This window comes from Variovorax davisae (genome assembly GCF_030316845.1).
Taxonomy (GTDB): domain Bacteria; phylum Pseudomonadota; class Gammaproteobacteria; order Burkholderiales; family Burkholderiaceae_C; genus Variovorax; species Variovorax davisae.
Window position 1 is genome coordinate 376,094 of record NZ_JASZYS010000004.1, and the last position, 26,281, is coordinate 402,374.

General features: G+C 69.8%; 22 protein-coding genes. 6 read left to right on the plus strand and 16 right to left on the minus strand.

Annotated features, from left to right (window positions below):
• Positions 1–235 precede the first annotated feature (235 nt).
• The gene (locus QTI33_RS12195) at positions 236–1,516 is read left to right on the plus strand and encodes a porin (RefSeq protein WP_286506337.1); all 1,281 of its coding nucleotides are present in this window, start codon (positions 236–238) and stop codon (positions 1,514–1,516) included.
• 134 nt (positions 1,517–1,650) lie between these two features.
• Positions 1,651–1,959 carry a LysR family transcriptional regulator gene (locus tag QTI33_RS12200; RefSeq protein ID WP_286506218.1) on the plus strand — a complete coding sequence of 103 codons (309 nt, stop codon included), beginning with the start codon at positions 1,651–1,653 and terminating at the stop codon, positions 1,957–1,959.
• On the opposite strand, the gene QTI33_RS12205 is transcribed toward QTI33_RS12200, so the two are convergent.
• From QTI33_RS12205 to nadB, 5 genes are all read right to left on the minus strand, one after another.
• Positions 1,956–2,984, minus strand: coding sequence for an AraC family transcriptional regulator (locus QTI33_RS12205; protein ID WP_286506220.1), 1,029 nt, complete (start codon positions 2,982–2,984; stop codon positions 1,956–1,958). The genes QTI33_RS12200 and QTI33_RS12205 overlap by 4 nt on opposite strands.
• 106 nt (positions 2,985–3,090) lie before the next feature.
• Entirely contained in the window at positions 3,091–3,927 is an 837-nt protein-coding gene (gene panC / locus QTI33_RS12210; protein WP_286506222.1) for a pantoate--beta-alanine ligase, read from the minus strand.
• Positions 3,928–3,938: 11 nt separating this feature from the next.
• Positions 3,939–4,823, minus strand: a complete 885-nt coding sequence (gene panB, locus QTI33_RS12215) for a 3-methyl-2-oxobutanoate hydroxymethyltransferase (protein ID WP_286506223.1) — start codon at positions 4,821–4,823, stop codon at positions 3,939–3,941.
• A gap of 10 nt (positions 4,824–4,833) precedes the next feature.
• A complete protein-coding gene (gene panD / locus QTI33_RS12220) occupies positions 4,834–5,235 on the minus strand; it encodes an aspartate 1-decarboxylase (protein ID WP_286506224.1) in 402 nt (133 codons plus the stop codon).
• Between the two features lie 45 nt (positions 5,236–5,280).
• A complete protein-coding gene (gene nadB, locus QTI33_RS12225) occupies positions 5,281–6,858 on the minus strand; it encodes an L-aspartate oxidase (RefSeq protein WP_286506225.1) in 1,578 nt (525 codons plus the stop codon).
• A gap of 157 nt (positions 6,859–7,015) precedes the next feature.
• Here nadB and nadC point away from each other — a divergent pair, with 157 nt between their 5' ends.
• The gene (gene nadC, locus QTI33_RS12230; protein WP_286506226.1) at positions 7,016–7,897 is read left to right on the plus strand and encodes a carboxylating nicotinate-nucleotide diphosphorylase; all 882 of its coding nucleotides are present in this window, start codon (positions 7,016–7,018) and stop codon (positions 7,895–7,897) included.
• A gap of 82 nt (positions 7,898–7,979) precedes the next feature.
• A complete protein-coding gene (gene nadA / locus QTI33_RS12235; RefSeq protein WP_286506339.1) occupies positions 7,980–9,104 on the plus strand; it encodes a quinolinate synthase NadA in 1,125 nt (374 codons plus the stop codon).
• 6 nt (positions 9,105–9,110) lie between these two features.
• Here the strand turns inward: nadA and QTI33_RS12240 are convergent, their stop codons facing one another.
• Positions 9,111–15,644 (minus strand): non-ribosomal peptide synthetase, encoded by a 6,534-nt coding sequence (locus QTI33_RS12240; RefSeq protein ID WP_286506227.1) that lies wholly within the window; start codon positions 15,642–15,644, stop codon positions 9,111–9,113.
• Positions 15,641–17,506, minus strand: a complete 1,866-nt coding sequence (locus tag QTI33_RS12245; protein ID WP_286506229.1) for a non-ribosomal peptide synthetase — start codon at positions 17,504–17,506, stop codon at positions 15,641–15,643. Before QTI33_RS12245 ends, QTI33_RS12240 begins: the two co-directional genes overlap by 4 nt.
• A 276-nt stretch (positions 17,507–17,782) precedes the next feature.
• Between QTI33_RS12245 and QTI33_RS12250 the strand changes: the two genes are divergently transcribed.
• A complete protein-coding gene (locus QTI33_RS12250; RefSeq protein WP_286506231.1) occupies positions 17,783–17,995 on the plus strand; it encodes a hypothetical protein in 213 nt (70 codons plus the stop codon).
• 83 nt (positions 17,996–18,078) lie between these two features.
• On the opposite strand, the gene QTI33_RS12255 is transcribed toward QTI33_RS12250, so the two are convergent.
• From QTI33_RS12255 to QTI33_RS12265, 3 genes are all read right to left on the minus strand, one after another.
• Positions 18,079–20,316, minus strand: a complete 2,238-nt coding sequence (locus QTI33_RS12255) for an NADP-dependent isocitrate dehydrogenase (protein ID WP_286506232.1) — start codon at positions 20,314–20,316, stop codon at positions 18,079–18,081.
• Positions 20,317–20,480: 164 nt separating this feature from the next.
• The gene (locus QTI33_RS12260; protein ID WP_286506233.1) at positions 20,481–20,744 is read right to left on the minus strand and encodes a hypothetical protein; all 264 of its coding nucleotides are present in this window, start codon (positions 20,742–20,744) and stop codon (positions 20,481–20,483) included.
• A gap of 21 nt (positions 20,745–20,765) precedes the next feature.
• Positions 20,766–21,509, minus strand: coding sequence for a hypothetical protein (locus tag QTI33_RS12265; protein ID WP_286506234.1), 744 nt, complete (start codon positions 21,507–21,509; stop codon positions 20,766–20,768).
• A gap of 255 nt (positions 21,510–21,764) precedes the next feature.
• Between QTI33_RS12265 and QTI33_RS12270 the strand changes: the two genes are divergently transcribed.
• Entirely contained in the window at positions 21,765–22,067 is a 303-nt protein-coding gene (locus tag QTI33_RS12270; protein WP_286506235.1) for a DUF4124 domain-containing protein, read from the plus strand.
• Between the two features lie 13 nt (positions 22,068–22,080).
• Here the strand turns inward: QTI33_RS12270 and QTI33_RS12275 are convergent, their stop codons facing one another.
• The 6 genes from QTI33_RS12275 to QTI33_RS12300 are packed head-to-tail and all read right to left on the minus strand — an operon-like array spanning position 22,081 to position 26,099.
• Positions 22,081–22,695 (minus strand): PqiC family protein, encoded by a 615-nt coding sequence (locus QTI33_RS12275; protein WP_286506236.1) that lies wholly within the window; start codon positions 22,693–22,695, stop codon positions 22,081–22,083.
• Complete coding sequence (locus tag QTI33_RS12280; RefSeq protein ID WP_286506237.1) at positions 22,692–23,675, minus strand: MlaD family protein; 984 nt, start codon at positions 23,673–23,675, stop codon at positions 22,692–22,694. Before QTI33_RS12280 ends, QTI33_RS12275 begins: the two co-directional genes overlap by 4 nt.
• On the minus strand, positions 23,672–24,451 hold the full coding sequence (locus tag QTI33_RS12285) for an ABC transporter ATP-binding protein (protein WP_286506238.1): 780 nt from the start codon (positions 24,449–24,451) through the stop codon (positions 23,672–23,674). Before QTI33_RS12285 ends, QTI33_RS12280 begins: the two co-directional genes overlap by 4 nt.
• Positions 24,452–24,453: 2 nt before the next feature.
• Positions 24,454–25,263 carry an MlaE family ABC transporter permease gene (locus QTI33_RS12290; RefSeq protein ID WP_286506239.1) on the minus strand — a complete coding sequence of 270 codons (810 nt, stop codon included), beginning with the start codon at positions 25,261–25,263 and terminating at the stop codon, positions 24,454–24,456.
• A gap of 40 nt (positions 25,264–25,303) precedes the next feature.
• The gene (locus QTI33_RS12295; protein ID WP_286506240.1) at positions 25,304–25,849 is read right to left on the minus strand and encodes a DUF3159 domain-containing protein; all 546 of its coding nucleotides are present in this window, start codon (positions 25,847–25,849) and stop codon (positions 25,304–25,306) included.
• A 58-nt stretch (positions 25,850–25,907) separates the two neighbouring features.
• Entirely contained in the window at positions 25,908–26,099 is a 192-nt protein-coding gene (locus tag QTI33_RS12300; RefSeq protein ID WP_286506241.1) for a short-chain dehydrogenase, read from the minus strand.
• Between the last annotated feature and the right edge of the window lie 182 nt (positions 26,100–26,281).

The following is a 26,281-nucleotide window of genomic DNA, read 5'->3' on the forward strand; positions in this document are numbered from 1 at the left end:
TGACTGGCTGAATGCCATGTCGCAATACAACAACGCAACAACAATTTGTTGAGGTCGACTTTGCATAGTCGCCGGTTGACTTTGCATGAATGACGCTGCCCGAAAGAAGGGCCTCTGATGCAATAGAGACAACTTCCCAAAAGGAGGTTGGCCCGGGGTCCGGTGGGCGCACAAGTGCCAGTCACGACAAGCCCTTCGTACCGGAGCCCTATGTTTAACCTTGGAGAAACTTGCAATGAAAAAATCTCTAGTTGCCCTGGCTGCCCTGGCTGTTGCCGGTATCGCTTCGGCCCAGTCGTCGGTCACCCTGTTCGGCGTTGTCGACGCGACCATCAGCGGCTTCTCGAACAAGTCGGAAGACAAGAACACGCCCACCCTGGCGAGCCTGGCGAACCAGACCTTCGTGAACCGTGGCACCGCCACGACCAGCCAGACCGTGCTGCGCAACTCGGGCTACAACTCCAGCCGTCTGGGCTTCCGTGGTACCGAAGACCTCGGTGGTGGCTTGGCAGCCAGCTTCTGGCTCGAAGGCGCTCTGAACAACGACGACGGTACCGGCACGGCGGGCGGCGGTGGTCAGAACTGGCAGCGTCGCTCCACTGTGAGCCTGTCCGGCAACTTCGGTGAAGTCCGCCTCGGCCGTGACTACACCCCGACGTTCTGGAACGACACCGTGTTCGATCCGTTCGGCACCAATGGCGTGGGCACCAACCTGATCTCGAGCGCCAACGGCTACAACACCCCGGGCAGCGCTGTGCAAGGCTTCACCGCCAACACGACCTACACCCGCGCCAGCAACTCGATCGGCTACTTCCTGCCGCCGAACCTGGGTGGTTTCTACGGTCAGTTCATGTACGCCATGAACGAGAAGGTCAGCTATGACCCGGGTCGCCTGACGCCTGGCAACGCCGCCACGGATGGCAATGAGCGCGCCGGCCGCTACATCGGTGGCCGCGTCGGCTACGCCAACGGCCCCCTGGACGTCGCGGTCGCCTACGGCCAAAGCACCATCGGCTCGAACTTCTACGCCGGCACCACCGACAACCTCAGCACCTGGAACCTTGGCGCTTCGTACGACTTCGGTGTCGTCAAGCTGTTCGGCGAGTACTCGAACGCCAAGCTGAAGGTGGACTCGTCGACGAACTTGGTGGCGGGCGTCTCCAACCCGTTCGGCTTCCGTGAGCCCAGTGCCAACGGTTGGCTGCTCGGCGCGACTGTTCCGGTCGGCCCTGGCCTGATCCGCATGTCCTACTCGGCGGTGAACTACAAGAACACCGCGTACATCGACCAGTTGTTCGGCTTCCGTGACGACCCGAAGGCCAACAAGCTCGCCCTGGGCTATGTCCACAACCTGTCGAAGCGCACGGCCCTGTACACGACGATCGCGCGCGTGAGCAACAAGAACGGCGCTGACCTGACGTTGGGCGGCCCGGCCTTCGTGACCACTTCGTCGGGTGCCACGATGACCCCGAAGAGCTCGACCGGCTACGACCTCGGCATTCGCCACTCCTTCTGATTCGTGGCGTAAGCCTCGATCCAGCAGGTAGTCCCAGAAAGGCTGTCCGGTCATTGCCGGACAGCCTTTTTTTTCCAGCTCAGGGGAAGTCTCAAATGCACAATGATGTCTCACCGAACCCCGGTGCGGGCGCCATGATCGACCTCAACGATCTCCGCATCTTTGCCTATGTCGCCTCGCTTGCCAGCTTCTCGTCGGCAGCCGATGCCTTGCAGATCCACAAGTCGAGCGTGAGTCGAAGCGTCTCCCGCCTCGAAACCATGCTCGCGGCGCCCCTGCTCCAGCGCACGACGCGCAAGGTCTTGCTCACCCCGCGCGGCATGGCGTTGAAAGAGAGTTGCGTCGAGATCCTCTCGCGCATCCACGAGACCATCGGCTACGCCGGACCTGTCAACGAAAGGCCGAGGGGCGTGCAGGCCCGCCGGGGGCGTCTCGACGCCTAGTGCAGCCCGCCGCGCAAGGCCTGCCGCATCTTGCTCGGCGGCACGCGGTACCAGTACTTGAACTTGCGGCTGAAGTTGGTGGGGTCGTTGTAGCCGAGCTGTGATGCGATGGCTTCCATCGACAGTTCGGTGTGCTGCAGGTACCAGGCGGCGTGCGTCTTGCGCAGGTCGTCCTTGATGTCGGAGTAGCTGAGGCCCGCTTCCGACAGCCGGCGCGCCAGCGTCCGGCCCGAGATGCCCAGGTCGGTGGCGAGTTCGCCGACTTCGGGATTGGCCGTCAGTCGTTCGAGCAGCGCGCGCCGAACGCGCGCCACGAAGTCCCCGTGCCCCAGCTCCGACTCCATCTTGCGGCAGGCCTGCGCCGCCTCGTGGAAGGCCTCGGCGTCGGCGGCGGTCGAGCGCACGCGAAGCAGCTCGACCGGCAGCTGGAACGTGAGGTGCTCCTGGTCGAACTCGACCCGCCGGACATAGCGCAGGCAGGGGATGTCGTTGCCGGCCGGCCGCGGGTAGGGCAAGCCTGCCGTGAGCTCGTCGGCCGGGCGTCCCAGGATGGCTTCGAGCAGGCGGCAGTAGGCGCCCAGGATCGATTGCATGACGAAGACATGGGTCTCGCACAAGGGGCGCGTGGGCTTGACCCTGAGCGTGCTCCAGCGCGGCCCGTTCTCGACCTTGAGGTTCATGCTGCGGAAGATGAGCCTGGCATGCCGGCTCACGAACTGCAGGCCGTCGCCCAGGCTGTCGCTGGTCACCGCGGCGATGCCGACCGGGCTGTGGTACGGCTGGAGCATCGAGCCCGCCATCAGGCCCAGCGCGGGTTCGCCGCTCAGCTGGATGGCGTGCGTGACGAAGCGGCGGAAGACCGAGAAGTCGACCAGCCGCTGGCCGTCGCTGAGATCCTGCCAAGCCAGGCCGGCGCTCGCCAGTACCTCGGAGGGCCGGACGCCGCGGCTGTTCAGGCAGTCGACGATGCTGCGGATGTAGACGGGATGCGCGAACGGAATGGCGACTTCGCCTTGGGATGTCACGATCGATCGGGGTAGAGATGGGAGCGCGTCCAATCTACCCCGCGTCGCTCGGACGCCATTCCTGAATTCTTAGAGAAACTTCCGTTTGGCCGGAAGACTTTTCCGGTCAAGCCGCTGGCGGGATCTCCAGGTTGTCGATCAGCCGGGTGCTGCCCAGCCGCGCCGCCGCCAGGGCCACCAGTGGCTCGCCCGCAGTTGGCGCCTGCAGGTCGGTGCGGCGGCGCAGCACCATGTAGTCCGGCTCCCAGCCGCGGGCGCTGAGCGACTGCATCGCGCGGGCCTCGATCGCGGCGAAGTCGTGCTCGCCTTCCTGCACCGCAGCGGCCATGGACTTCAGCGCGAGCGACAGCTGCACCGCTTCGACGCGCGCGGACTGGCCCAGGTAGCCGTTGCGCGAGGACAGCGCGAGTCCGTCGTCCGCGCGCCGGGTCTCGCCGCCCACGACCTCGATCGGCAAGGCGAGCTGCTGCACCATGTGGCGGATGACCAGCAGCTGCTGGTAGTCCTTCTTGCCGAAGATGGCCACCCGCGGCTGCACGCAGGCGAAGAGCTTCATCACGACCGTGCAGACGCCGACGAAGAAGCCCGGGCGGAAGTGGCCTTCGAGGATGTCGGCCAGGGCGCCGTCGGGATGCACCTTGCAGGTCTGGGGTTGCGGGTAGAGGGCCCGCTCGTCGGGCGCGAACAGCACGTCGCAGCCGGCCGAGCGCAGCTTCTCGCAGTCGCTGTCCCAGGTGCGCGGATAGGTGTCGAAATCCTCGTGCGGAAGAAACTGCAGGCGGTTCACGAAGATGCTGGCGACGGTGATGTCGCCCTGCGGCCCGGCCTGCCGCACGAGGTCCAGGTGGCCGTCGTGCAGGTTGCCCATGGTGGGGACGAAGGCGGGGCGCTCGAAGCGGCCCAGGTGGTCGCGCAGTTCGGGGATGGTGCGGATGACGTGCATGATCGATGCGCCTACCAGGCGTGGAGTGAGTCGTCGGGAAAGCTGCCGTCCTTGACGGCGCGGACGTAGGCCTGCATGGCCTCGGCGATGCCGGGCGCATCGGCCATGAAGTTGCGAACGAACTTCGGCAGCTTGCCGAGTCCGACGCCCAGCATGTCGTGCATCACCAGCACCTGGCCCGCAGTGCCGCGGCCGGCGCCAATGCCGATGGTGGCGCAGTGCGTCAGTTCGGCCGTGAGTTCGGCGGCCAGCGCGGCGGGCACCATCTCGAGCACCAGCATGGCCGCGCCCGCGTCCTGCAGCGCATGCGCCTGCTGCTTGAGCAGGGCCGCGGCCTCGCCGCCGCGGGCCTGCACGCGGTAGCCGCCGAGCGCGTGCACCGTCTGCGGCGTGAGGCCCAGGTGGGCGCAGACGGGGATGCCGCGCTCGACCAGGAAGCGCACGGTCTCGGTGGTCCAGCCGCCGCCCTCGAGCTTGACCATGTGGGCGCCGGCCTGCATCAGCACGGCGGCGCTGTGCAGCGCCTGTTCGCGCGACGCGTGGTAGCTGCCGAAGGGCAGGTCGGCGATCAGCCAGGCCGTGCCCTGGACGCGGCGCAATCCGCGCTCGACGCTTTCGGTGTGGTAGCGCATGGTGTCCAGCGACACGCCCACGGTGCTGTCGAGGCCCTGGCAGACCATGCCCAGCGAATCGCCGACCAGGAGGCATTCGACGCCCGCGGCGTCGGCCACGGCGGCGAAGGTGGCGTCGTAGGCGGTCAGCATGACGATCTTCTCGCCGCGCGCATGCATGTCGGCCAGCCGCGGCAGGCTCAGCGGCTTGCGCGTGGCCGGCGGCGAGGCCGGGGGCAGGGTGCCGTAGGGGATGGCCGCATCGGCGGCAGCAGGGTTTGGCATTGCCGGTCGCTCAGGCCGCGACGGCCTCGCCCGAGGCGGCCTGCACGGGGATGTGGGCGCGCTCTTCCTTGATGCGGTTGGCCTCGTCGACGAACACCAGCTTCGGCCGATGGCCGGCCACCTGGTCCTCGGGCACCAGGCCGAAGGCGGCGATGATGATCAGGTCGCCGACCGAGGCCCGGCGCGCGGCCGAGCCGTTGACCGAGATGATGCCGCTGCCGCGCTGGCCGCGAATCGCATAGGTCACGAAGCGTTCTCCGTTGTTGATGTTCCAGATGTGGACCTGCTCGTTCTCGGCGAGGCCGGCGGCGTCGAGCAGGTCTTCGTCGATGGCGCAGGAGCCTTCGTAGTGCAGTTCGCAGTCGGTGACCGCGACTCGGTGGATCTTGGACTTGAGCAGGGTGCGGAACATGGTGAGAAAGCTCTTTCTCTGTGGACGAAAAGACGAAGGGCCGCGTCAGCCGGCGGGCGGCACGAGGATGGTCGGCGCCGCCGGCGCGGCGAGCGCCGGGTAGTCGCGGCTGAAGTGCAGCCCGCGGCTTTCGCGCCGGGCCTGCGCCGAGCGCACGATCAGGTCCGCCACCTGCACCAGGTTGCGCAGCTCGAGCAGGTCGCGCGTGACGTGGAAGTGGCCGTAGAACTCCTGCACCTCGCCCTGCAGCAGCGCGATGCGGTGGGCCGCGCGTTCGAGCCGCTTGTTGGTGCGCACGATGCCGACGTAGTCCCACATGAAGCGGCGCAGCTCGTCCCAGTTGTGCGAAATGACCACCGTCTCGTCCGCATCGGTGACGCGGCTGTCGTCCCAGGCCGGCAGCGCGGCCTGGGGCTGCCGGGGTGCCTCGGCGATGGCCTGCGCCGCGGCGCGGGCGAACACCATGCACTCGACCAGCGAGTTGCTGGCCAGGCGGTTGGCGCCGTGCAGGCCGGTGCAGGCGGTCTCGCCGATCGCGTAGAGGCCGGGCACGTCGGTGCGGCCTGCGAGGTCGGTGAGCACGCCGCCGCAGGTGTAGTGCGCGGCCGGCACCACCGGGATCGGCGCGCGCGTGATGTCGATGCCGAGCGCGGCGCAGCGCGCCAGGATGTTCGGGAAATGTTCCTGCAGGAAGGCCGGGCTCTGGTGCGAGATGTCGAGGTGCACGCAGTCGAGGCCGTGCTTCTTCATCTCGAAGTCGATGGCGCGCGCCACGATGTCGCGCGGCGCCAGCTCGGCGCGGGCGTCGTGCGCGGGCATGAAGCGGGTGCCGTCCGGCAGCAGCAGGCGGCCGCCCTCGCCGCGCACCGCTTCGCTGATGAGGAAGGACTTGGCATCCGGGTGGTACAGGCAGGTCGGGTGGAACTGGATGAACTCCATGTTCGCGACCCGGCAGCCCGCGCGCCAGGCCGCCGCGATGCCGTCGCCGGTGGCGGTGTCCGGATTGCTGGTGTAGAGGTAGACCTTGCCGGCACCGCCGGTGGCCAGCACGGTGTGGGGCGCGCGAAAGCTCAGGACCTGGTCGGTGGCCTCGTCGAGCACGTGCAGGCCCAGGCAGCCGGCGTCGGCCAGGCCCAGCTTGCGGCCGGTGATGAGATCGACCAGCGTGTGCTGCTCGAACAGCGTGATGTTGGGCGAGCGGCGCACCTGCTCGATCAGCGTGCGCTGCACCGCGGCGCCGGTGGCGTCGGCCGCATGCACGATGCGGCGCTGGCTGTGGCCGCCTTCGCGCGTGAGGTGCAGCGCGCCGTCTTCGAGCGAGAAGGGCACGCCGAGCCCGCGCAGCCAGGCGATGGCCTCGGGCGCATGCTCGACCACGAAGCGGGTGGCGGCCAGGTCGCAGAGGCCCGCGCCGGCCACCAGCGTGTCGTCGACATGCGACTGCACGCTGTCGCCCTCGGCAAGCACCGCCGCGATGCCGCCCTGGGCCCACTGGCTGGCGCCATCGTCCATCGCGCGCTTGGTGATGACGGCCACGCGGTGCGTGGGCGCGAGGTGCAGCGCGGTGCTCAGGCCGGCCAGGCCACTGCCGACGATGAGCACGTCGAATTCATGAAAAATCACAGGTCGTCGCTCTTGCTTCGGATGTCAAACGGGCCGAACCATAACCGACTCTTGCGCTACGCCTGCGTGCATTTGCGCGGGCCGGCCGGCGTCGGCATCGCTGCTACGATCGCGCCCATTCGCTGCTGTGCGCGGCCTCGCGTTTCCGATGATGAAGATGGACAGTACCTTCGATTTTTCTGCCGCCGAATGGGCCGCCATGGTGCGCGCCGACGCACTGCGGGCCCTGGATGAAGATGTAGGAGGCGGCGATCTCACGGCCTCGTTGATTGCCTCCGATCGCCGCGCGGTGGCCCGGGTGCTGGCCCGCGAAGGCGCGGTGCTGTGCGGCGCGCCCTGGGTCGAGGCGGTGGTGCGGCAGCTCGACCCCGAAGCGAAGATCACCTGGCAGGTCGAGGAAGGCGCTCGCTGCGCGCCGGACCAGGTCGTGCTCGAGCTCGCGGGCGCGGCCCCGGCGCTGCTCACGGCCGAGCGCACCGCGCTCAACTTCCTGCAACTGCTGAGCGCGGTGGCGACCCAGACCGCGCTGCACGTCGACGCCGTGCGCGGCACGCGGGCCCGCATCGTCGACACCCGCAAGACCTTGCCCGGCCTGCGGCTGGCGCAGAAGTACGCGGTGCGCACCGGTGGCGGCGTCAACCATCGCATCGGCCTCTACGACGCGGTGCTGATCAAGGAGAACCACATCGTCGCCACCGGCGGCGTGGGCGCGGCGCTGCGGGCCGCGACGCGGGTCGCGAGCCGGGCGAAGTTCGTGCAGATCGAGGTCGAGACGCTGGCGCAGCTCGACGAGGCACTGGCCCACGGCGCGCGCATGCTGCTGTTGGACAACATGGACCTGGCGACGCTGCGCGAGGCCGTGCGGCGCAACGATGCCGCCGGCGATGGGCGGGCCATGCTCGAGATCTCGGGCGGCGTCACGCTCGAGGGCCTGCGCGCCCTGGCCGAGACCGGCGTCGACCGGATCTCCATCGGTGCCTTGACCAAGGACGTCAAGGCGGTCGATTTCTCGATGCGCTTCCAGGAGGCCGAGGCATGAGCGCAGCGCCGGGCCGCCCCAAGCAAGCTCGCGCCCCCTCGGGGGGCAGCGAGGACACGAAGTGCCGAGCGTGGGGGTCGTCATGATTTTCCCGGTGATCGACGTCGACTACGAGCAGCCGCTGGCCGCCGGCGACGGCAGCACGTCCTGCGACACGCGCCATGCCTGGGCCCGCGTGCCGCCCGAGCCCGGGCCGGCCGAGCGCGAGGCCTTGAAGGCGCGCATCCGCCGCCTGCTGCGCGAGCGCGATGCGGTGATGGTGTCGCACTACTACGTCCACCCCGACCTGCAGGACCTGGCCGAGGAGACCGGCGGCCTGGTGAGCGACTCGCTCGAGATGGCGCGCTTCGGCCGCGACCATGCGGCGCGGACGCTGGTGGTCTCGGGCGTGCGCTTCATGGGCGAGACCGCCAAGATCCTGTCGCCCGAGAAGCGGATCCTGATGCCCGACCTGGACGCGACCTGTTCGCTCGACCTGGGGTGCCCGGACGAGGACTTCGCCCGCTTCTGCGACCTGCATCCCGACCGCACGGTGGTGGTCTACGCCAACACCAGCGCCGCCGTGAAGGCGCGCGCCGACTGGCTCGTGACCTCCAGCTGCGCGCTCGACGTGGTGCGTGCGCTGACGGCCCAGGGGCAGAAGATCCTGTGGGCGCCCGACCGGCACCTGGGCGACTACATCCGCCGCGAGACCGGTGCCGACATGGTGAGCTGGGGCGGGGCGTGCATCGTGCACGACGAATTCAAGGCGCTCGAACTCGAGCTGCTCAAGAAGCAGCACCCCGCGGCCCGCGTGCTGGTGCATCCGGAGGCGCCGGCCGATGTGATCGCGCTGGCCGATGCGGTGGGTTCGACCTCGGCCATCCTGGGCGCGGCGCAGCGCATGGACGCGAGCGAGTTCATCGTCGCCACCGACAGCGGCATGCTGCACAAGCTGCGCACCCGGAACCCGGGCAAGACCTTCATCGAGGCGCCCACGGCCGGCAACTCGGCCACGTGCAAGAGCTGCGCCCACTGCCCGTGGATGGCGATGAACGGCCTCGCCGGCCTCGCCCACGTGCTGGAGACGGGTGCCGGCGAGGTGCATGTCGAGCCGGCACTGGGGCGGCGGGCGCGGGTGCCGATCGACCGCATGCTGGCCTTCACGGCCGCGCTCCGGGGCGGCCGGCCGGTCGATCACCTGGTGGCGGGCATCGGCGCGGCGTGAGCCACATCAGGCGCGCTGGAACAGCCGCCTGAACCATCCCTTCGCCTGATTCGCCGGTTCCTCGATCGGCACCGGTTCGCCCTCGGGCAGTTCGATGCCGCGCGCCAGTTGCGCCAGCGACTCGAAGATCATGCGCCGCGCTTCCAGCCGGACGGCGCTGAGGCGGTGGAAGGCGATCACGGCCCGGCTGACCTGGAGCGAGTCGCCGCCGAGGTCGAAGAAGTTGTCGGTGCGCATGACGGCGTCGCCGTCCACGCCCAGCAGCTCGCACCAGATCGCGGCCAGGGCGCGCTCCGCCGGCGTCGAAGGCGCATCGGCCGCGCTCGCCTGGGGCCGCTGTTCGGCCCGCGGCGCCGGCAGCGCGTGCCGGTCGACCTTGCCGTTGGGCAGCAGCGGCAGCGCGTGGAGCGCGACGTAGTGCTGCGGCAGCATGTGGTCGGGCAGCTGGATGCGCAGGTGGTCCCTGAGGCCCGCGGCGTCGAGCTCGCCGCCGCGCAGCACGACGTAGGCCACCAGGCGCGCATCGCCGGGGCGGTCTTCGCGCGCGATGACCAGCGACTGCGAGACATCGGCATGCGCCTGCAGCCGGGCTTCGATCTCGCCCGGCTCGATGCGGTGGCCGCGTACCTTGACCTGGAAGTCGAGCCGCCCCTGGTGCTCGAGCAGGCCGTCGTGGCGCCAGCGCCCGCGGTCGCCGGTGCGGTACATGCGCGCCTGCGGGTCGCTGCCGAAGGGGTCGGGGACGAAGCGTTCGGCGGTCAGTTCCGGCCGGTTCAGGTAGCCCGTCGCGACGCCTTCGCCGCCGATGAAGATCTCCCCCGAGACGCCGGCCGGGCAGCGCTTGCCCTGCCCGTCGAGCACATGGATGGTGGTGTTGGCGATCGGGCGGCCGATGGCGATGGTCTGCGCCTGCGGCGGCACCCGCCAGCAGGTGGACCAGACCGTGGTCTCGGTCGGCCCGTACAGGTTCCAGAGTTCCCGGGTACACGCCGAGAGCTGCAAGGCCAGCAGCGGACTGAGGCTCTCGCCGCCGACCAGCGCCTTGAAGGACGGCGATCCGTGCCATCCGGCATCGATCAGCAGCCGCCAGGTCGCCGGCGTGGCCTGCATCAGGGTGGCCTGCGAGCGCTCGAGCAGGCCGCGCAGCGCCTCGCCGTCGACGGCCTGTTCGCGGGTCGCGAGCACCAGGGTGGCGCCGCCGAGCAGCGGCAGCAGCAGTTCGAGCACCGCGATGTCGAAGCTCAGCGTGGTCACGGCGACCACCACGTCGTCCTGGGCCAGGCCGGGTTCGCGCTGCATCGACAGCAGGAAGTTCACCACGCTGCGGTGCGGCACCGCCACGCCCTTGGGCTTGCCGGTGGAGCCCGAGGTGTAGATGACGTAGGCCGGGTCCTGCGGCCTTGCGTCGCGCGCCGGATCGGCCGGCAGGGCGGTGGCGGGCTGGGCCAGCAGTTCCGCCTGCGCCTGGTCGAGCAGCAGCGTCGGCACCGCCAGGTCCTGCCACGGCGGCGCGAGCGCCTGCTCGGTCACCAGCAGCGTCAGGCCGGCGTCGAGCGCCATGTCGTGCAGCCGCTGCAGCGGGTAGGCCGGGTCCAGCGGCACATAGGCGCCGCCGGCGCTCAGGATCGCGAGTTGCGCCACCACCATCGCCGGCGTGCGCTGCACGCAGAGTCCCACCAGGCAGCCGCGCTGCACGCCGCGCGCACGCAGCACGCGGGCCAGGCGGCGCACGCGCGACCAGAGTTCCGGGTAGTCCAGGCTGTCGCCGGGCATCTGCACGATGGCGGTGCCGGGCGCATCGCAGCGGGCCTCGAGCAGGCGGTGGAGGCTGAGCTCGCGCGGATAGGCGCGCTCGGTCCGGTTCCAGGCCGCGAGCCGGGCCAGGTCTTCAGGGCTGGCGGCCGCATGGTCGTGCAGGGGCCGCTCCGGCTGCTCGATGAAGCGGCCGAGCAGATGCATGTAGTTGTCCAGGATCGCCTGGGCGGTCTCGGGCGTGAACAGCTCGGTCGAGTAGGTCAGCGAGATCGCGTGCTCGCGCTCGGTGTCGATCGTCAATTCGAGATCGAACAGCGTCGCCTGCAGCGCCGTGCGCAGGACGCTCACTTCCAGGCCTTCGAACGCCGAATGCTTGCGCGGCGTGTTCAGCACGTTGAACAGCACGCGGATCTCGGGGGGCCGGGTTCCGGCCCCTTGCTTGTGCAGGCTGTCCATCAGGTAGTCGAACGGGATGTCCTGGTGCGTGAACGCCGACAGGCAGGTCTCGCGCACCTGCTGCGCGAGCTCATGGAAGCTCTGCGTCGCGCGCACCTGGCTGCGCAGGGCCAGCGTGTTGACCAGCGAGCCGACCACTTCCTCGGACTCGATGCGCATGCGCCCGGCGATGGGCGTCCCGACCACGATGTCCTCCTGCCCGCAGTAGCGCGCCAGCATGGCCTGGAAGGCCGCCAGCAGCGTCATGAACGGGGTGAGCCCCAGGGTGCGGCTGAAGCGCTGGATCTCGGCCAGCCAGCCATCGGAGAGCTCCAGCCGGACGCGATCGCCGCGGCTGCTGTGCCGCTGCACCGCGGCGGTGTCGGACGTCAGGTGCAGGGGGCTCATGCCGGCCAGCTGGCCCAGCCAGTACTTCGTCTGCCCGGCGAGCATGCGGTCGCCGATGTGGGTGCGCTGCCAGCTGGCGTAGTCGACGAAGTCGAAGGCGCGCGGACTCGCGGGAGGGGCATCGCCGCGCAGCTCGGCGGCGTACAGGTCCTGGAGTTCCCGCAGCAGGATGTTCCATGACCAGTCGTCGCCGATGATGTGGTGCATCACCAGGACCAGGACGTGGTCGTCGGCCCCGATCCGCACCAGGAGGAAGCGATGCAGGGGCCCGGTCGCCAAATTGAAAGGGGCGTTGGCGATGCGCTCGGCCTCGCCTTGCATGGCGCGCTCGCGCTCGCTCGCCGGCACGTCCGACAGGTCGAGCTCGATCACGTTGGCCGGCTGCACCGCGCCGATGAAGGCCGCGGGTTCGGCGTCCACGAGGTCGAAGGTCGAGCGGAAGGCCTCGTGCCTGGCGACCAGGCGGTCGAAGGCCCGGCGCAGCGCGGCACGGTCCAGCGGCCCGCGCAGGCGCATCGTGTCGCGCATGTTGTAGGCGGCGCCCTCCGGGTCGAGCTGGTTCAGCACCCACATGCCCCGCTGCGAGAACGACAGCGGCAGGGGCCCTGAACGCGCGACGGGCGCGATGGGCGCCAGCGCGGCGGCGGCGTCGGCGTCGGCGGCCGGGCCGGACGCCAGCCGGCCCACGGCCTGCGCCATCTGCTCGATCGTCGGGTGATCGAAGATCTGCCGCAGGGGGAACTCGACCCGCAGGGTCGAACGGATCCGCGACACGATCTGCGTGGCGAGCAGCGAATGCCCGCCCAGGTCGAAGAAGTTGGCGCGCATGCCGAAGCCCGACTTGCCCAGCACGTCGCTCCAGATGTCCAGCAGGGCGGATTCGATCGGCGATCGCGGCGCCAGCCGGTCGAGCGTCGACGCCTCGGCGTCGGGGCTGGGGAGACGGCCCCGGTCGAGCTTCCCGTTGGCCAGCCGCGGCAGCGCCGGCAGCAGCACGAACGCGCTCGGAATCATGTAGTCGGGCAGCCTGGACTTCAGCGCCGCGCGCAGGGAGCGCGGATCGGCCGGCCCCTGGGGCACCACGTAAGCCACCAGCTCCTTGCGGCCGGCGGCGACCTCGCGCAGGAGCACGGCGCACACCTGCACCTCGGCGCAGGCCGCCAGCGCGGACTCGATCTCGCCGAGTTCGATCCGGAAGCCGCGCAGCTTGACCTGGTCGTCCTGGCGCTCGATGAACTCCACCACGCCGTCGGGCAGCCAGCGCGCCGAGTCGCCGGTCCGGTACATCGTCTCGCCGGGGCGGAAGGGGTTGGGCACGAAGCGTTCGGCGCTCAGCTCGGGGCGCCGGTGGTAGCCGCGCCCGACGCCGAGCCCGCCGACGTACAGCTCGCCGGCCACGTTGACGGGCTGGGGTTGAAGCCGGGCGTCGAGCACGTACAGCTGGGCGTTGGCGATCGGCCGGCCGATCGGCACGATCGCGCGCTCGGGCAGGGGCTCGCCGAGCTCGTACCAGGCGCTGTCCACGGTGGCCTCGGTCGGGCCGTAGAAGTTGCCGAGCCGCACGCCCGGCAGGGCCTGGCGGAACGACACGGCGAGCGGGCGGTCCATGGCTTCGCCGCCGCTCAGGACGTAGCGCAGCGACGGGCACGCAATGCGGTCCAGCTCGCCCAGCAGCACGCGCAACTCGGAGGGCACGAACTGGACGACGCTGATGTCCTGGTCGCGGATCGCCTCGGCGAGCCGGCGCATGTCCTGGTGGACGTCGGGTTCGGCGATGACCAGGGTCGCGCCGCAGCACAGCGGCGCGAAGAACTCCCAGAGCGAGGCGTCGAAGCTCGACGAGGTCTTCTGCAGCACGCGGTCGCCCGCCGTCAGGTCCAGGGCCTCGATCATCCACAGCACGTGGTTGCTCAAGCCGCCGTGCATCAGCTGCGCCGCCTTGGGGGTGCCGGTCGAGCCGGAGGTGTAGATCAGGTAGGCCAGTTGCTCCGGGCGCGACGCTGCGGCCGGTTCGGCCACGGGCGCGCGCGGGAGGTCGCCGCCATCGTCCGGAACCACCAGGGTCCGGGCCGGCCGGGCGGTGTCGAGCTCCCGCAGCCGATCGACCAGCGCCGCCTGGGCCAGCACCACGGCGGGCGTCGAATCGTCCAGCATCGCCTGCAGCCGCTCGGTCGGGTGGGCCGGGTCCAGCGGAAGGAAGACGCCGCCGGCCTTGAAGATCGCCATCAACGCCACCGCCATGCCGACGCAGCGGTGCATGCAGAGGCCGACGACGACCTCGGGCCCGACGCCCAGCGCGCGCAGCTCGCCGGCGAGCCGGTCCGACAGCAGGTCGAGCGCGCGGTAGCTCACGCCGCGTTCGCCGGACCGCAGCGCGACCGCCTCGGGCGTGGCCTGCGCCTGGGCCTGGAAGAGCGCGTGCACCGGCACCTCGCGCGCCACGGCGGGAAGCCGCTGGTTCCATTCCACCAGCAGCCGATGGCGCTCGGTGGCGTCCATCAGCGGCAGGCGATCCAGCGCGCTGTCGGGATCGTCGACGATGCCGCGCAGCAGATGGACGAAGTGCGTCGCCAGCCGCTCGATGCTCTGCGCCTCGAACAGGTCGGTGCGGTACTCGAACAGGGCCTCGAACCCGGCGCCGGATTCGACCACCGTCAGGGACAGGTCGAACTTGGACGTCCGGGCATGGATGGCGAGCTGCTCGCTCGCGAGTCCGTCGAGTGCGAGCAGGCGATGAGGAAAGCTCTCGAGCGCGAACGAGACCTGGTAGAGCGGATTCCGGCCGGGATCGCGTTGCGGGCTCAGTTCCGCCACCAGCCGGTCGAAGGGCATGTCCTGGTGGGTCAGCGCCGCGAGCGTGGTCCGGCGCACGCCTTCCAGCAGTTCGGTGAAGCCCGCTGCGCCTTCGAGGTGGTTGCGCATCACCACCGTGTTGGCGAAGTAGCCCACCACGTCGTGCAGCTGGGCCTCGCTGCGCGCCGCCACGGGGACGCCGACCGCGATGTCGCTCTGCCCGGTGTAGCGCATCAGCAGCGCGTTGAACGCCGCCAGCAGGGCCATGAAGGGGGTGGCGTCATGTTGCGCCGCCAGCGACCGCAGGGCGGCGGCGAGGGCGCCGTCGATGGGTTGCGACAGGGTCCGGCCCGCATAGGCCATCTGCAGGGGCCGCTGGCGGTCGGTCGGCAGGTTCAGGGTCTGCAGGTCGCGCAGGTTCTCGCGCCAGTAGGCCAGCTGGGCCTGCAGGCCGTCGCGTTCGAAGCGCTGGCGCTGCCAGTGCACGAAGTCGCTGAAGCGCAGCGGCGGTGCGGCCAGGCCGGCGTCGTCGCCGCCCTGGGCATAGAGCTGGCCGAGCTCGCGGCGGATCACGCTCATGGACCAGCCGTCGGCCACGATGTGGTGCACCACCAGCACCAGCACATGGTCGTCGGGCGCGATCCGCAACAGCTCCGCACGCAGCAGCGGGGCGCTCGAGAGGTCGAAGGGCCGGGCGATGCTGGCGCCGATGCGCGCCTGCAGCGCGGTCTCGGCGGCGTCGGCCGGCGTGAGGGCGACCCGTCGCAGGCCGAATCGCTGCTGCGCCGCCGGCACCGCCAGGACCTTCTGCCTGGGCGGCGCCTGTCCGGCGCCATGGAACTCGGTGCGCAGGCTGTCGTGGCGCGCGATCAGCGTGCGCAGGCTGCGTTCGAGCCGGTCGGCGTCCAGGGGGCCGCGATGCCGGGTCGCCGAATGGATGATGTACGGCGCGCCCCCGGGGGCCATCTGGTCGAGAAACCACAAGCCTTCCTGCTGGAACGACAAGGGGGCGCCATCGGCCGGGGCCGGCTTTGCCGCGGCGGCGGCCTGGGCGCGTTGCTGGAGCTTGCGCGCCAGGACGCGTCGCCGCGCTTCGGGGCTCGCCGGAAGGAGGGGGTCCTGGTCGGTCGAGGCCGAGGCTGTGTTCATCGTGGTTCGAATGGGTCGTCGAGCAGCTGCGCCGCTTCTTCGTCGCTGAGGGTGTCCAGTTCGGACTGGAATGAAGCGCTCAGGGCATCGGCGTCGTCGATGGCGGCCTGCAGCGCGGTGGCGAATGTCGTGACTGTCGGCTGCTGCAGCAGCGCCGATGCGGGGAGGTCCAGGCCCCAGGCGTGGTTGACCTGCAGGACCAGCCGCGCCGCCGACAGGGAGTCTCCCCCGATGGCGAGGAAGTTGGCATCGAGGCCGACCGCCCTGCGGTCCAGGACCTGCGCGAAGAGGGCGGCGACCTGCCCCTGCAGGGGCGTCAGGGGCGCATCGGCGGGTGCCGGGCCGGGCAGGACGCCGAGCTGATCCCGAAGACTCTGGCGCTGGATCTTGCCGCCGGCGCCCACGGGAATCTGCGCGATCACGTGGATGCAGGCCGGAATCTTGAAGTCGGCGATGACGCCGAACAGCCCGCCGCGAAGCTGCTGGGCCGCCACCTCGCTGCCTGCCGCGGGCACCACCGCCGCATGGACGTCTTCTCCCAGCGTCGGATGCGCCACCGCGAAGGCCACGGCCTGCGCGACGCCGGGCAGACGCAGCAAGGCCTGCTCGACCTCGAACGGGGAGATCTTTTCGCCGCCGCGATTGATGATCTCCTTGCTCCGCCCGGCCAGGAACAGGTAGCCGTCGGCGTCGAACCAGCCAAGGTCGCCGGTGCGAAACCAGCCGTCCTGGAACATGTCGGCGCGCGCGTCCGGGCTGTCTTCATAGCCCTCGAACACCGAAGGCCCGCGTGCCATCACGGCGCCCTGCTGCCCCGGGGGCAACGCCTGGCCGCCTTCATCGGCCACGCGCAGTTCGACGCCGACGGGGCGGCCGACCGATCCCGGCTTGCGAACCCGCGGCGGCAGCGGATTGCTCGCCAGTTGGCCGGCCGTTTCGGTGATGCCGTAGGCCTGGATGACGGGAACCCCCCACAAGGCCTCGAGGCGGTCCTGCAAGTCGGCGTCCAGGCTCGAAGACGACGAGCGGACCAGGCGCAGGGCGTGCGGCGGGATCTCGGTGCCGTGGCGGGACGCGGCTTCGACGATGGCGTGGTGGACGGCCGGTGACGCGGTGTACCAGGTCGGCCGGAAGTCGCGCACCCAGCGCAGGAACGCCCCGGCCTCGAAGGCGGGCGCGCAGACCACCGACGAGCCCGCGGCGAGCGGCGCCAGCAGGCCGACGATCAAGCCTTGGGCGTGGGACACGGGCATCACGCACAGGCCGCGGTCTTCCGGGCCGAGCGCGAGGTGGCGCGCGGTCTGGAGCGCGGAATGGACCAGCGGCCATTGTCCGATCGGCACCCGCTTGGGGACTCCGGTCGTGCCCGAGGTCGTCAGCACGAAGGCGGTGTCCCCGGGTTCGGGCCCGGGCGCATCGAAGCCGGCCGCGGGCTGCGCTGCCTCGGCGAGCCACTGCTGCAGGTCGAAGGCGAGGGGGGCCCGCCCGAGCGTCCGTGCCAACCGGACGGCTGCGGCGTCCCCCGGCAACCCGAGGACGGCATCGGCCCGGGCGCCGTCGAGCTGCGCGAGCAGTTCGGGCGGAGCCAGCCCGGCGTGCAGCGGAATGCACACGGCCCCGCAGGCGGCCATTGCGAGGCAAGACACCACCCGCTCCAGGCCGGCCGGCAGCAGCACGGCGACCCGCGCGCCGGGCGCCAGCCCATGGGACGCGAGCCAGGGCCGGGCGTACTGGACCAGTGCGAACAATGTCGCGTAGTTGATCGGGGGCGATCCGGGCGCCAGCAGCGCGCTGGCGGCTGGCCTCAGCGCTGCATGCCGCTGGAGTTGTTGCGCCAGGGTCGAGACTTCGAAGTCGGACAAGACTTTCCTTGACGCTAGTGGTTGCTCACATTTGAATGCGTAACATTTTAGTACACATTACTCAGCGTGAATTTGACCTGGCGTCAGACAAGTTCCCCTTGTCCTGTGAGGAAGCTTCCTCGGTGGTGACAGCGTTCCGCACGGTAAGTCAGCCGCCGGCGCTCGGCATCACCCACAAAGAGGTTGACACAACGAATTGCAGAAAGATGTGTACTTAAGTTTCGAAATCGTTCATTATTGCCGCCCATTAGGCAATTGCCGGCTTAGAGCAACCCAATGGACTCTCCACTCCCTGCAGACAACCCCGCGTTCCACCGATGGACCGAGGTCACCGACGCCTTCGCCAGGGAATTCAACCGCCTCCAAGCCGGGGACAAGGCCGCGCTGGCCGAGGTGCGACGGCTGTCCGGCGAGCTGCAGCGCATGGGCCGGGCGCTCGGGCTCGAAATGCCGACGGCCGGGACCCCACCCCCCTTCTTCTCGAAATGACGGCGGTCGGCCACGAAAAAGGCCCGCCGAAGCGGGCCTGGACCGTGGCGCCGACCTGATCCAGCGGTCGGCGGCGTGTTCGCTCAGGCGGCCGCGGAGGCCAGCGCCGCGTTGAAGGTGGCGCTCGGCCGCATGACGGCCGCGGTCTTCTTCGGGTCGGGCATGTAGTAGCCGCCGATGTCGGCCGGCTGGCCTTGCACGGCCTTGAGTTCGTCGACGATCTTCTGCTCGTTGGCGGCCAGGGTCTTGGCCAGCGGCGCGAAGTGCGCCTGCAGTTCCTTGTCTTCGGTCTGCGCCGCCAGGGCCTGGGCCCAGTACAGCGCCAGGTAGAAGTGGCTGCCGCGGTTGTCGAGCTCGCCGGTCTTGGTCGACGGGCCCTTGTTGTTGTCGAGCAGCATGCCGGTGGCGGTGTCGAGCGTCTCGGCCAGCACCTTGGCCTTCTTGTTGCCGGTCTTCTGGCCCAGGTCCTCGATCGACACGGCCAGCGCCAGGAACTCGCCCAGCGAATCCCAGCGCAGGTGGTTCTCCTCGACCAGCTGCTTGACGTGCTTCGGTGCCGAGCCGCCGGCGCCGGTCTCGAACATCGCGCCGCCGGCCATCAGCGGCACGATCGACAGCATCTTGGCGCTGGTGCCGAGTTCCATGATCGGGAACAGGTCGGTCAGGTAGTCGCGCAGGATGTTGCCGGTGACCGAGATGGTGTCCTTGCCGCGGATCACGCGCTCGAGCGTGTAGCGCATGGCGCGCACCTGCGACATGATCTGAATGTCCAGGCCCTTGGTGTCGTGGTCCTTCAGGTAGGTGTGGACCTTCTTGATGAGCTCGGCTTCATGCGGGCGGTATTCGTCGAGCCAGAACACGGCCGGCATGCCCGACAGGCGGGCGCGGTTCACGGCCAGCTTGACCCAGTCGCGGATCGCCGCGTCCTTGGTCTGGCACATGCGCCAGATGTCGCCGGTCTCGACGTTCTGTTCGAGCAGCACTTCGCCGGTGGCGATGTCGACGATCCGGGCCACGCCGTCCTCGGGCACCTCGAAGGTCTTGTCGTGCGAGCCGTATTCCTCGGCCTTCTGCGCCATCAGCCCGACGTTGGGCACGGTGCCCATGGTCACCGGGTTGAAGGCGCCGTTGGTCTTGCAGAAGTTGATCATCTCCTGGTAGATGCGGGCGAAGGTGCTCTCGGGCATCACGGCCTTGGTGTCCTTCGGACGGCCGTCCGGGCCCCACATCTTGCCGCCCAGGCGGATCATCGCGGGCATCGAGGCGTCGACGATCACGTCGTTCGGCGCGTGCAGGTTGGTGATGCCCTTGGCCGAGTCGACCATCGCCAGCTCCGGGCGGTGCTCGTGGCAGGCGTGCAGGTCCTTGACGATCTGGTCGCGCTGCGAGGTCGGCAGGTCCTTGATCTTGTCGTAGACGCTCGACAGGCCGTTGTTGACGTTGACGCCGAGCTCGTCGAACAGCTTGCCGTGCTTGGCGAAGGCGTCCTTGTAGAAAACCTTGACCGCATGGCCGAAGACGATCGGGTGCGAGACCTTCATCATGGTCGCCTTGACGTGCAGCGAGAACATCACGCCGGTCTCGCGGGCGTCTTCCATCTCGTCTTCATAGAACTTGAGCAGCGCCTTCTTGCTCATGAACATGCTGTCGATGATCTCGCCTTCGAGCAGCGCGACCTTTTTCTTCAGCACGATGGTCTGGCCGCTCTTGGTGACCAGGTCCATCTGGACGTCGCGCGCCTTGGCGAGCGTCAGGCTCTTTTCGCCGGCATAGAAGTCGCCGCCGTGCATGTGCGAGACATGGGTGCGCGAGGCCGGGCTCCACTTGCTCATCGAGTGCGGGTTCTTGCGCGCGTTGCGCTTGACCGCCGCCGGGGCGCGGCGGTCGGAGTTGCCTTCGCGCAGCACCGGGTTGACCGCGCTGCCGAGGGCCTTGGAATAGCGTGCCAGCAGCGCCTTCTGTTCGTCGGTCTTGGCGTCTTCGGGGTAGTCCGGGATCTTGTAGCCGCGCGCCTGCAATTCCTTGATGGCCGCCAGCAACTGGGGCACCGAGGCACTGATGTTGGGCAGCTTGATGATGTTGGTGTCGGGCGACTGGGTCAGGCGGCCGAGTTCGCCCAGGTTGTCGGGCACCTTCTGCTCGGGCGTCAGGGACTCCGGGAACTCCGCCAGGATGCGGGCTGCCACCGAAATGTCGCTGGTCGCGACCTCGATCCCTGCCGGCGCGGCGAACGCCTGGATGACGGGCAGCAGCGAGGCCGTGGCCAGCAGCGGCGCCTCGTCGGTGAGGGTGTAGATGATCTTGGATTGAGCGGTAGCCATTGTGTGACCTCTGGAGCTTGGCGGATGTGCGGGATGCCCGCGGCAGGCAGGTGGCCGCGGGCCGTCGTTTTCGACGCGCGCTAGTCTACTTGAGGGGTGTTTCGCCTCGTGGTAGAGGGTCTAAGGGCGCAGCATGGATCATGCCGCTGCCGTCGCGCCCGCCGTCAGCCGCTGAACTGCCTGCCCTGGGTCGCGTTCTGGCAGCGGTTCTGCCCGCTGCTGCAGCTCTGCAGCGCCTTGTTCAGCCGCACCCGGCAGTTTTTCTCCGAGGCGTTCTTGCAGAACTGGTAGTCGGCGTTGGCCGTCTGCTTGCAGGTGCTGAATTGCAGTTCGCAGGAAGTCTGGCTGCCGCCATCGCCCTGGGCGGCGGCCAGGCCCGAGGCGAGGCCGAAGATCCAGGCGGCAGCGCGGAGCGTGAGCTTTCTCATGGGCAGGCTCTCCATGGCGGCTCAGCCCATCAGGCTGGGGTTGCGGCGCGCCTCGTCGATCTGGCGCTGGCGAATCGCTTCGCGGCACTGGCCCAGATGCGCGCTCCGGGGATCCGCGCACCGGCTGTTGACGCAGATGGCGCGGGCGAAGAAGTTGCTGCTGCTGCTGCAGGCGGCCAGGGGGTTTCGCTCCACGCGGGCCGCCGCCGACTGCGTCGTCGCCACCCTCCGCGTTCGCGCCGGCGTGTTGCCTTCGGCGGCCGTCGCCTGTGCGGGCTCGTCCTCCTCGTCGGCAGCCGCGGCCGACGGTGCGCCGCGCGACACGATCGCCACCTCGCCTTCGCTCAGGCCGAGGTCGCCCGCCGCCAGGCGCGAGGGCTTCGCCGCCGCGTGCGCCGGCGCCGGCGCCGGGGCCGCAACGGTCGCGGCGACCGCGGCCTGCGGTGCCGTGCCCGCCAATCGCGTCTGGTACCAGCCGGCAAATCCGGCGAACAGCAGCAGCGGCGGCAGCAGTGCCAGGCGCATGACATGGGTCAGCGACTTTGCGGCCGATGGCGGCGCGGCCCGGTCGCGCACGGCAGCGGGCTCGGGCGCCGGGTCGACCTCGTCGCGGACCGGCAGCGGGCAACCGCAGGTCCGGCAGCGGGCGTCGCTCTGGTGGTTGACGGTCTGGCAGAACTCGCAGGTTGCGAAATCCGACGGCGCGCGCCGGAACCACATCTCCACCAGGTCGCCGACCTGCACGTAGGCAACAGGCCCCCGCATGGCGGGCCAGACGGCGGTTTCGGGAACGATATGCCGATGAAACGGGTTCATGTGAACGGCCTGAACTTGAAAGAATTCTTTTGTAGTACAGACTGCGCGTCTTGTATGTCAGCCTGCGTCGGAACGCTTGGCGACGTTGCGCAACACGCACAACGGGGTGAGATGTTTGTCACAGACTGTGTCGCGAACTTGTGACAATTTGCTTCATGGTTTCGCAGGTCCGGCCTAGGATTGGCCAAACACCGAAAGCGACCCATGGCCTCTCTGGTTCTGTTTCGAACGATCGCCGTCTGGAGCCTCTGCGCAGCGAGCACGCTGGCGGCGGCCGAAATTCATCGCTGCAAGGACGAGCGTGGCCAGACGGTCCTGTCCGACCGGCCCTGCGGATCGGCGTTTTCCGGCCAGCCGCTGCAGTCGAACACGCTGGGCAACGGCGCCGACCGGCTGGCCGCGCCGCAGATGCACGGCGCCCGCGCGCGCGAAGGCGGCGGGCAGTACGACTTCATCTCGGACAGCCGCCCGGGCGAGCGCGGCGCGGAGAAACAGGCGCTCAGGTAGGGCGCCGCCGCCCTCAGGACGCCTTCGCGACCGCGGCTGCGGCATCGGCGGCGACGCGCCGCAGCAGTTCGGTCACCGTGGCGGCTTGCGATTGCGGCGTGTCCGCATCGCCCGCGATGTCGTAGCCGAAGTCGCCGCCCTGCAGCAGGCGCGGCACGCGGTCGGTGCTCCACAGCATGATGCGGGCGCTGGCCTTCAGGCGCCGTTCGCCGCGCACATAGTCCATGCGCGTGAGCACCACCTGCAGCGAGGCGGCGGGCGCCTGCTCGCTGCAGTTGGCCTCGCACAGGCGCCAGCCCGGCAGGCGCTCGCGCAGCGCCGCATTGAATTCGCGCCCGACGCCGACCTCGATGCGCTCGGCCCAGAAGGCGTCGGGCCATTCGCCCAAGGTGCTGGCCTCGGCCCGGTAGCGCACGCGGCGCGCCACCAGGTATTCCGGGACTTCGGGCCGCCCCACGGCCAGCACCCGCGGCGTGCCCGGCGGGACCGGCGCGGCGGCGGCGGACGCTGAAGAGACCGCCGGCGGCAGCGTCAGCAACATGGGTGCGGGTGCCGAGGCGCAGGCCGCCAGCAGGGCCGCCAGCGCGGCGTGCAGCGGCCAGGCCGCCCATCGTTTCAGTGCAGTCATTGGCGTGGGTTCCCGAAGATGATGGCGTTGGGCCGCTCCTCGAGCTGTTCGCTCAAGGAGCGCAGGCTGCGCGCCGCCTGTGACAGATCCCTGAGGGTGGCGTCGAGGTCGCCGCGCAAGGGCGCCCCGGGGGCCGCCATGTCGGCCAGCCGGTCCATCGCCAGCTTGGCGGTCTCCGACGCCTGGCGGGCGCCGACCAGGGTGCGCTGCAGTTCCGGCTGGGCCGCCAGCACCGTCTGCTGAGAGCTGTCGGCCAGCTGCGTGATCGATTTCAGCGTGGCCTGCGAGCTGCCCTGCACCTGCCGGATGGCGTCCGTCGCGGCCGCCAGCGTCTTGCGCGACTCGACGCCGGTCAGCTCGAGCTGCTTGGCGGCGCCGCCCAGCACGTCCTGGGCGCCGTCGAGTGTCTTCTGCACCGACGCGAGCGTCGTCTCCAGCGACTGGATCGCCTGGCGCATGTCTGCCACCGTGTCGCGCAACGGCAGGTTGGCGACCTGGTCGATCAGGGCGCCGAACCGGTCGGCCACCGCCGGGATCTCGGTCGGGCCGGGGCCGCCGAGCAGGGTGTCCGGCGTGTCCGGCAGGAAGTCGAGCTCGATCGCCTTCTGGCCGGTGACGATGCTCTGAGAGGCCAGCCGGGCGCGCAGGCCGCGCTGTACCAGCACCGACAGGTCGGGGACCTTGTCCTTGCCATCGGTGAGGCGCAGCGCGCTGGGCTGCAGCCGCAGCGCGACCGGCACCGTGGTCTTGAGCGAGACCGGGTCCATGAGGATGCCGATGTCGGTCACCTGCCCGATCGTGACGCCCCGGAAAGTCACCGGTGCGCCCACCGACAGCCCGCTCGCGTTGCCCTGGTAGAACACGCGGGCGCTTTGCTGCCGGGTGAAGAGGTCGTTGCCGCTGAGCCAGAGGATGGCCGCGACCGTGATCACGAAGGCGGCGACGACGAAGCCGCCGATCAGCAGGGCATTGCGTTTCATGGGGTGGCCTCAGGTGCGGCAGGCGCGGCCGGCGGCGGCACCTCCCGATGGAGAAAGGCATGCACCGTCGGGTGCACGTCCTGCCGGGCGAGCTCGCGCGGGCAGCCGTGGGCGATCGGCCGCTTGCTGTCGGCGTCGAGGAAGATGCCGTCGTCCGCGATCGCGAACAGGCTCGGCAGCTCGTGGCTCACGAACACCACGGCGGCACCGGTGCGGTGCCGGATGTCGAGGATCAGGTCGTCGAGCCGGCGCGAGCTGATCGGGTCGAGGCCGGCCGAGGGCTCGTCGAGGAACAGCAGCGGCGGCTCGGCGGCGATGGCGCGCGCCAGGCCGGCGCGCTTCTTCATGCCGCCGCTGAGCGACGCGGGATAGAAGTTCGCGAACTCGCCCAGCTCGACCCATTCGAGCACTTCGCGCGCCTTGGCGTCGCGCTGCTTGGCGTCGAGCCGCGTCTGGCGCGCGAGCGGCAGGCAGACGTTCTCGAGCACCGTCATCGACGACCACAGGGCGGCGCTCTGGAACAGCATGCCGAAGCGCGAACGCAGGGCGCTGCGCTGGGCGTCGTCGCTGGCCCAGAAGTCGACGCCGTCGTAGGTGACGGTGCCGGCGGCCGGCGGCAGCAGGCCGACCAGGTGCTTGAGCAAGGTGCTCTTGCCGCAGCCGCTGCCGCCCATGACGGCGAAGATGCAGCCCTTCTCGACCTTGAGCGAGATGTCCTTCTGGATCAGGCGGCTGCCGAACTGCATGACGAGCTGGTCCACGGCGAGCAGGCTCATGGTCAGATGTCCAGGGCGTTGGCGCAGACGGCAAAAATCGCGTCGAGCACGATGATGCCGACGATGCTGGTCACCACCGCGCCGGTGGTCGCGACGCCGACACCGGCCGCGTTGCGCTGCGCCCGCAGGCCGTAGTAGCAGCCGACCATGCCGACCAGGGCACCGAAGGTCACCGACTTGCCGATGCCCAGGCCCAGGTGGGTCCAGGTCAGCGTCTCGGCCGTGCGCTGCAGGTAGGCCGTCGCCGAGAGGTCGAGCATGGCGGCCGCGACGATCATGCCGCCCAGCAGGCCGGCCACGCAGGCGAAGATGTACAGGAGCGGCATCATCAGCAGCAGCGAGGCCACGCGCGGCAGCACCAGGAAATCGATCGCGGTCAGGCCCAGCACCTCGAGCGCGTCGACCTCCTCGTTGGCCTGCATGGTCGCGATCTCGGCCGCGAAGGCGGCGCCGGTGCGCCCGGCGATGACCACCGCCGTGATGATGGCGGCCATCTCGCGCGCGACCGCGATGGCCACCAGGTCGGCGACGAAGATGCCGGCGCCGAACTTGGCCAGCTGCACCGCGCCGACGAACGCCAGGATCGCGCCCACCAGCAGGTTGACGACCAGCACGATGGCCACCGCCCGCGCGCTGCAGTCGGCCAGGACCCGGCCCAGATCCTCGCGGCGGAAGGTCCAGTGCCCGCGCATCGCGGCGCCGGCCGACAGCAGCACCTCGCCGAGAAAGCGCACCGGGCGCTCGAACGGGCCGGCGGCCGATCGCAGGAGCTTGGCGAGGGTCTGGCGCTGGGGGAGTGAGGAGGGGGGCATTCGACGGACTGCGTTTTGCGCGTCGATGGTAGCGAATGCGTCAGGCTTTGCCGGCCACGCTGCGCTGCGGGTACCAGCTGGTGAACTTGACCGCGCCGACCAGCGCGGCCACCGTCGCCAGGATGCCGACCTGGATCGGCACCTGCGGCAGGTAGAGCATCACCAGGTCCGCCACCACCATCACCCCGAAGGCCAGGGCCCAGGCGCCGGTGATGACGTAGTTGGTGCGCAGAAACGCCGGATGGCTCCAGAGTTCGCGGTCGACCCGCTCCCGCGCGTACTGCAGGGTGAAGGGCTGCCGCGCCGCCATCGACACCAGCACGATCGCCAGCAGGCCGGCATCCACGCGCAGGCGCACGCCGACGACCGACCACCGGGCGTCGCCGAAGAGCACGAAGAGCGCCATGCCGGCGAACAGGACGAAGGTGCCGATCTCCAGGATCTTCGGCGCCCGGGCGCTGGCGAAGTCCCGCACCAACAGCGCGGCGGAGACCAGCGCGCCCGCGCTCAGGCCGGCGGTGGCGCCGAAGAAGCGGTCGATGACCGCGAAGGCGATGAATGGCGCGAAGGCCAGCAGGATTCCCATGGATCTTCTCCTTGGCAAGGGCGCCATGCTAAGGAGAAATGGCCCGCAAGGGCAGGGGCTACCACTCGCCCACTTCGCGCAGGCGCTGGTCGGGATCGAGTTGCTCGAGCCGCTCGCGGGCCCGCAGGGCCCGGCGCCGATCGGTCCCGACCCAGGTGCCCAGTCGGCGCGTCAGCGCTTCGGCGATGGAACGCCGCGCCACGGGCTGGGGCGTGCGGCCGGCGCGGAGCGAGCGGATGCGGCTGTTCATGGGGATTCCTTGGCTGAGTTCCGATGATCCTCAACATCGGCGACTTGTCCATGACAGAACAGGGCGAGCGCCGAAGTCCGGCCCTTCGATCGTGCATATCGCACATTCGCCGAGGCGGACTGTCGACGGCTGGCGCACCCACGCCGACCCTGGGACTAACCACTAGAGACTCGGGCCCCCGC

Coding starts and splice junctions, on each gene's coding strand:
- QTI33_RS12195 (WP_286506337.1), top strand. CDS start 236: ATGAAAAAATCTCTAGTTGCCCTGGCTGCCCTGGCTGTTGCCGGTATC.
- QTI33_RS12270 (WP_286506235.1), top strand. CDS start 21,765: ATGGCCTCTCTGGTTCTGTTTCGAACGATCGCCGTCTGGAGCCTCTGC.
- panC (WP_286506222.1), bottom strand. CDS start 3,927: ATGCACGTCATCCGCACCATCCCCGAACTGCGCGACCACCTGGGCCGC.
- QTI33_RS12290 (WP_286506239.1), bottom strand. CDS start 25,263: ATGCCCCCCTCCTCACTCCCCCAGCGCCAGACCCTCGCCAAGCTCCTG.
- QTI33_RS12280 (WP_286506237.1), bottom strand. CDS start 23,675: ATGAAACGCAATGCCCTGCTGATCGGCGGCTTCGTCGTCGCCGCCTTC.
- panB (WP_286506223.1), bottom strand. CDS start 4,823: ATGCCAAACCCTGCTGCCGCCGATGCGGCCATCCCCTACGGCACCCTG.
- QTI33_RS12260 (WP_286506233.1), bottom strand. CDS start 20,744: ATGAGAAAGCTCACGCTCCGCGCTGCCGCCTGGATCTTCGGCCTCGCC.
- nadA (WP_286506339.1), top strand. CDS start 7,980: ATGATTTTCCCGGTGATCGACGTCGACTACGAGCAGCCGCTGGCCGCC.
- nadC (WP_286506226.1), top strand. CDS start 7,016: ATGGACAGTACCTTCGATTTTTCTGCCGCCGAATGGGCCGCCATGGTG.
- QTI33_RS12200 (WP_286506218.1), top strand. CDS start 1,651: ATGATCGACCTCAACGATCTCCGCATCTTTGCCTATGTCGCCTCGCTT.
- QTI33_RS12255 (WP_286506232.1), bottom strand. CDS start 20,316: ATGGCTACCGCTCAATCCAAGATCATCTACACCCTCACCGACGAGGCG.
- QTI33_RS12240 (WP_286506227.1), bottom strand. CDS start 15,644: ATGAACACAGCCTCGGCCTCGACCGACCAGGACCCCCTCCTTCCGGCG.
- QTI33_RS12275 (WP_286506236.1), bottom strand. CDS start 22,695: ATGACTGCACTGAAACGATGGGCGGCCTGGCCGCTGCACGCCGCGCTG.
- QTI33_RS12285 (WP_286506238.1), bottom strand. CDS start 24,451: ATGAGCCTGCTCGCCGTGGACCAGCTCGTCATGCAGTTCGGCAGCCGC.
- QTI33_RS12300 (WP_286506241.1), bottom strand. CDS start 26,099: ATGAACAGCCGCATCCGCTCGCTCCGCGCCGGCCGCACGCCCCAGCCC.
- QTI33_RS12295 (WP_286506240.1), bottom strand. CDS start 25,849: ATGGGAATCCTGCTGGCCTTCGCGCCATTCATCGCCTTCGCGGTCATC.
- QTI33_RS12250 (WP_286506231.1), top strand. CDS start 17,783: ATGGACTCTCCACTCCCTGCAGACAACCCCGCGTTCCACCGATGGACC.
- panD (WP_286506224.1), bottom strand. CDS start 5,235: ATGTTCCGCACCCTGCTCAAGTCCAAGATCCACCGAGTCGCGGTCACC.
- QTI33_RS12265 (WP_286506234.1), bottom strand. CDS start 21,509: ATGCGGGGGCCTGTTGCCTACGTGCAGGTCGGCGACCTGGTGGAGATG.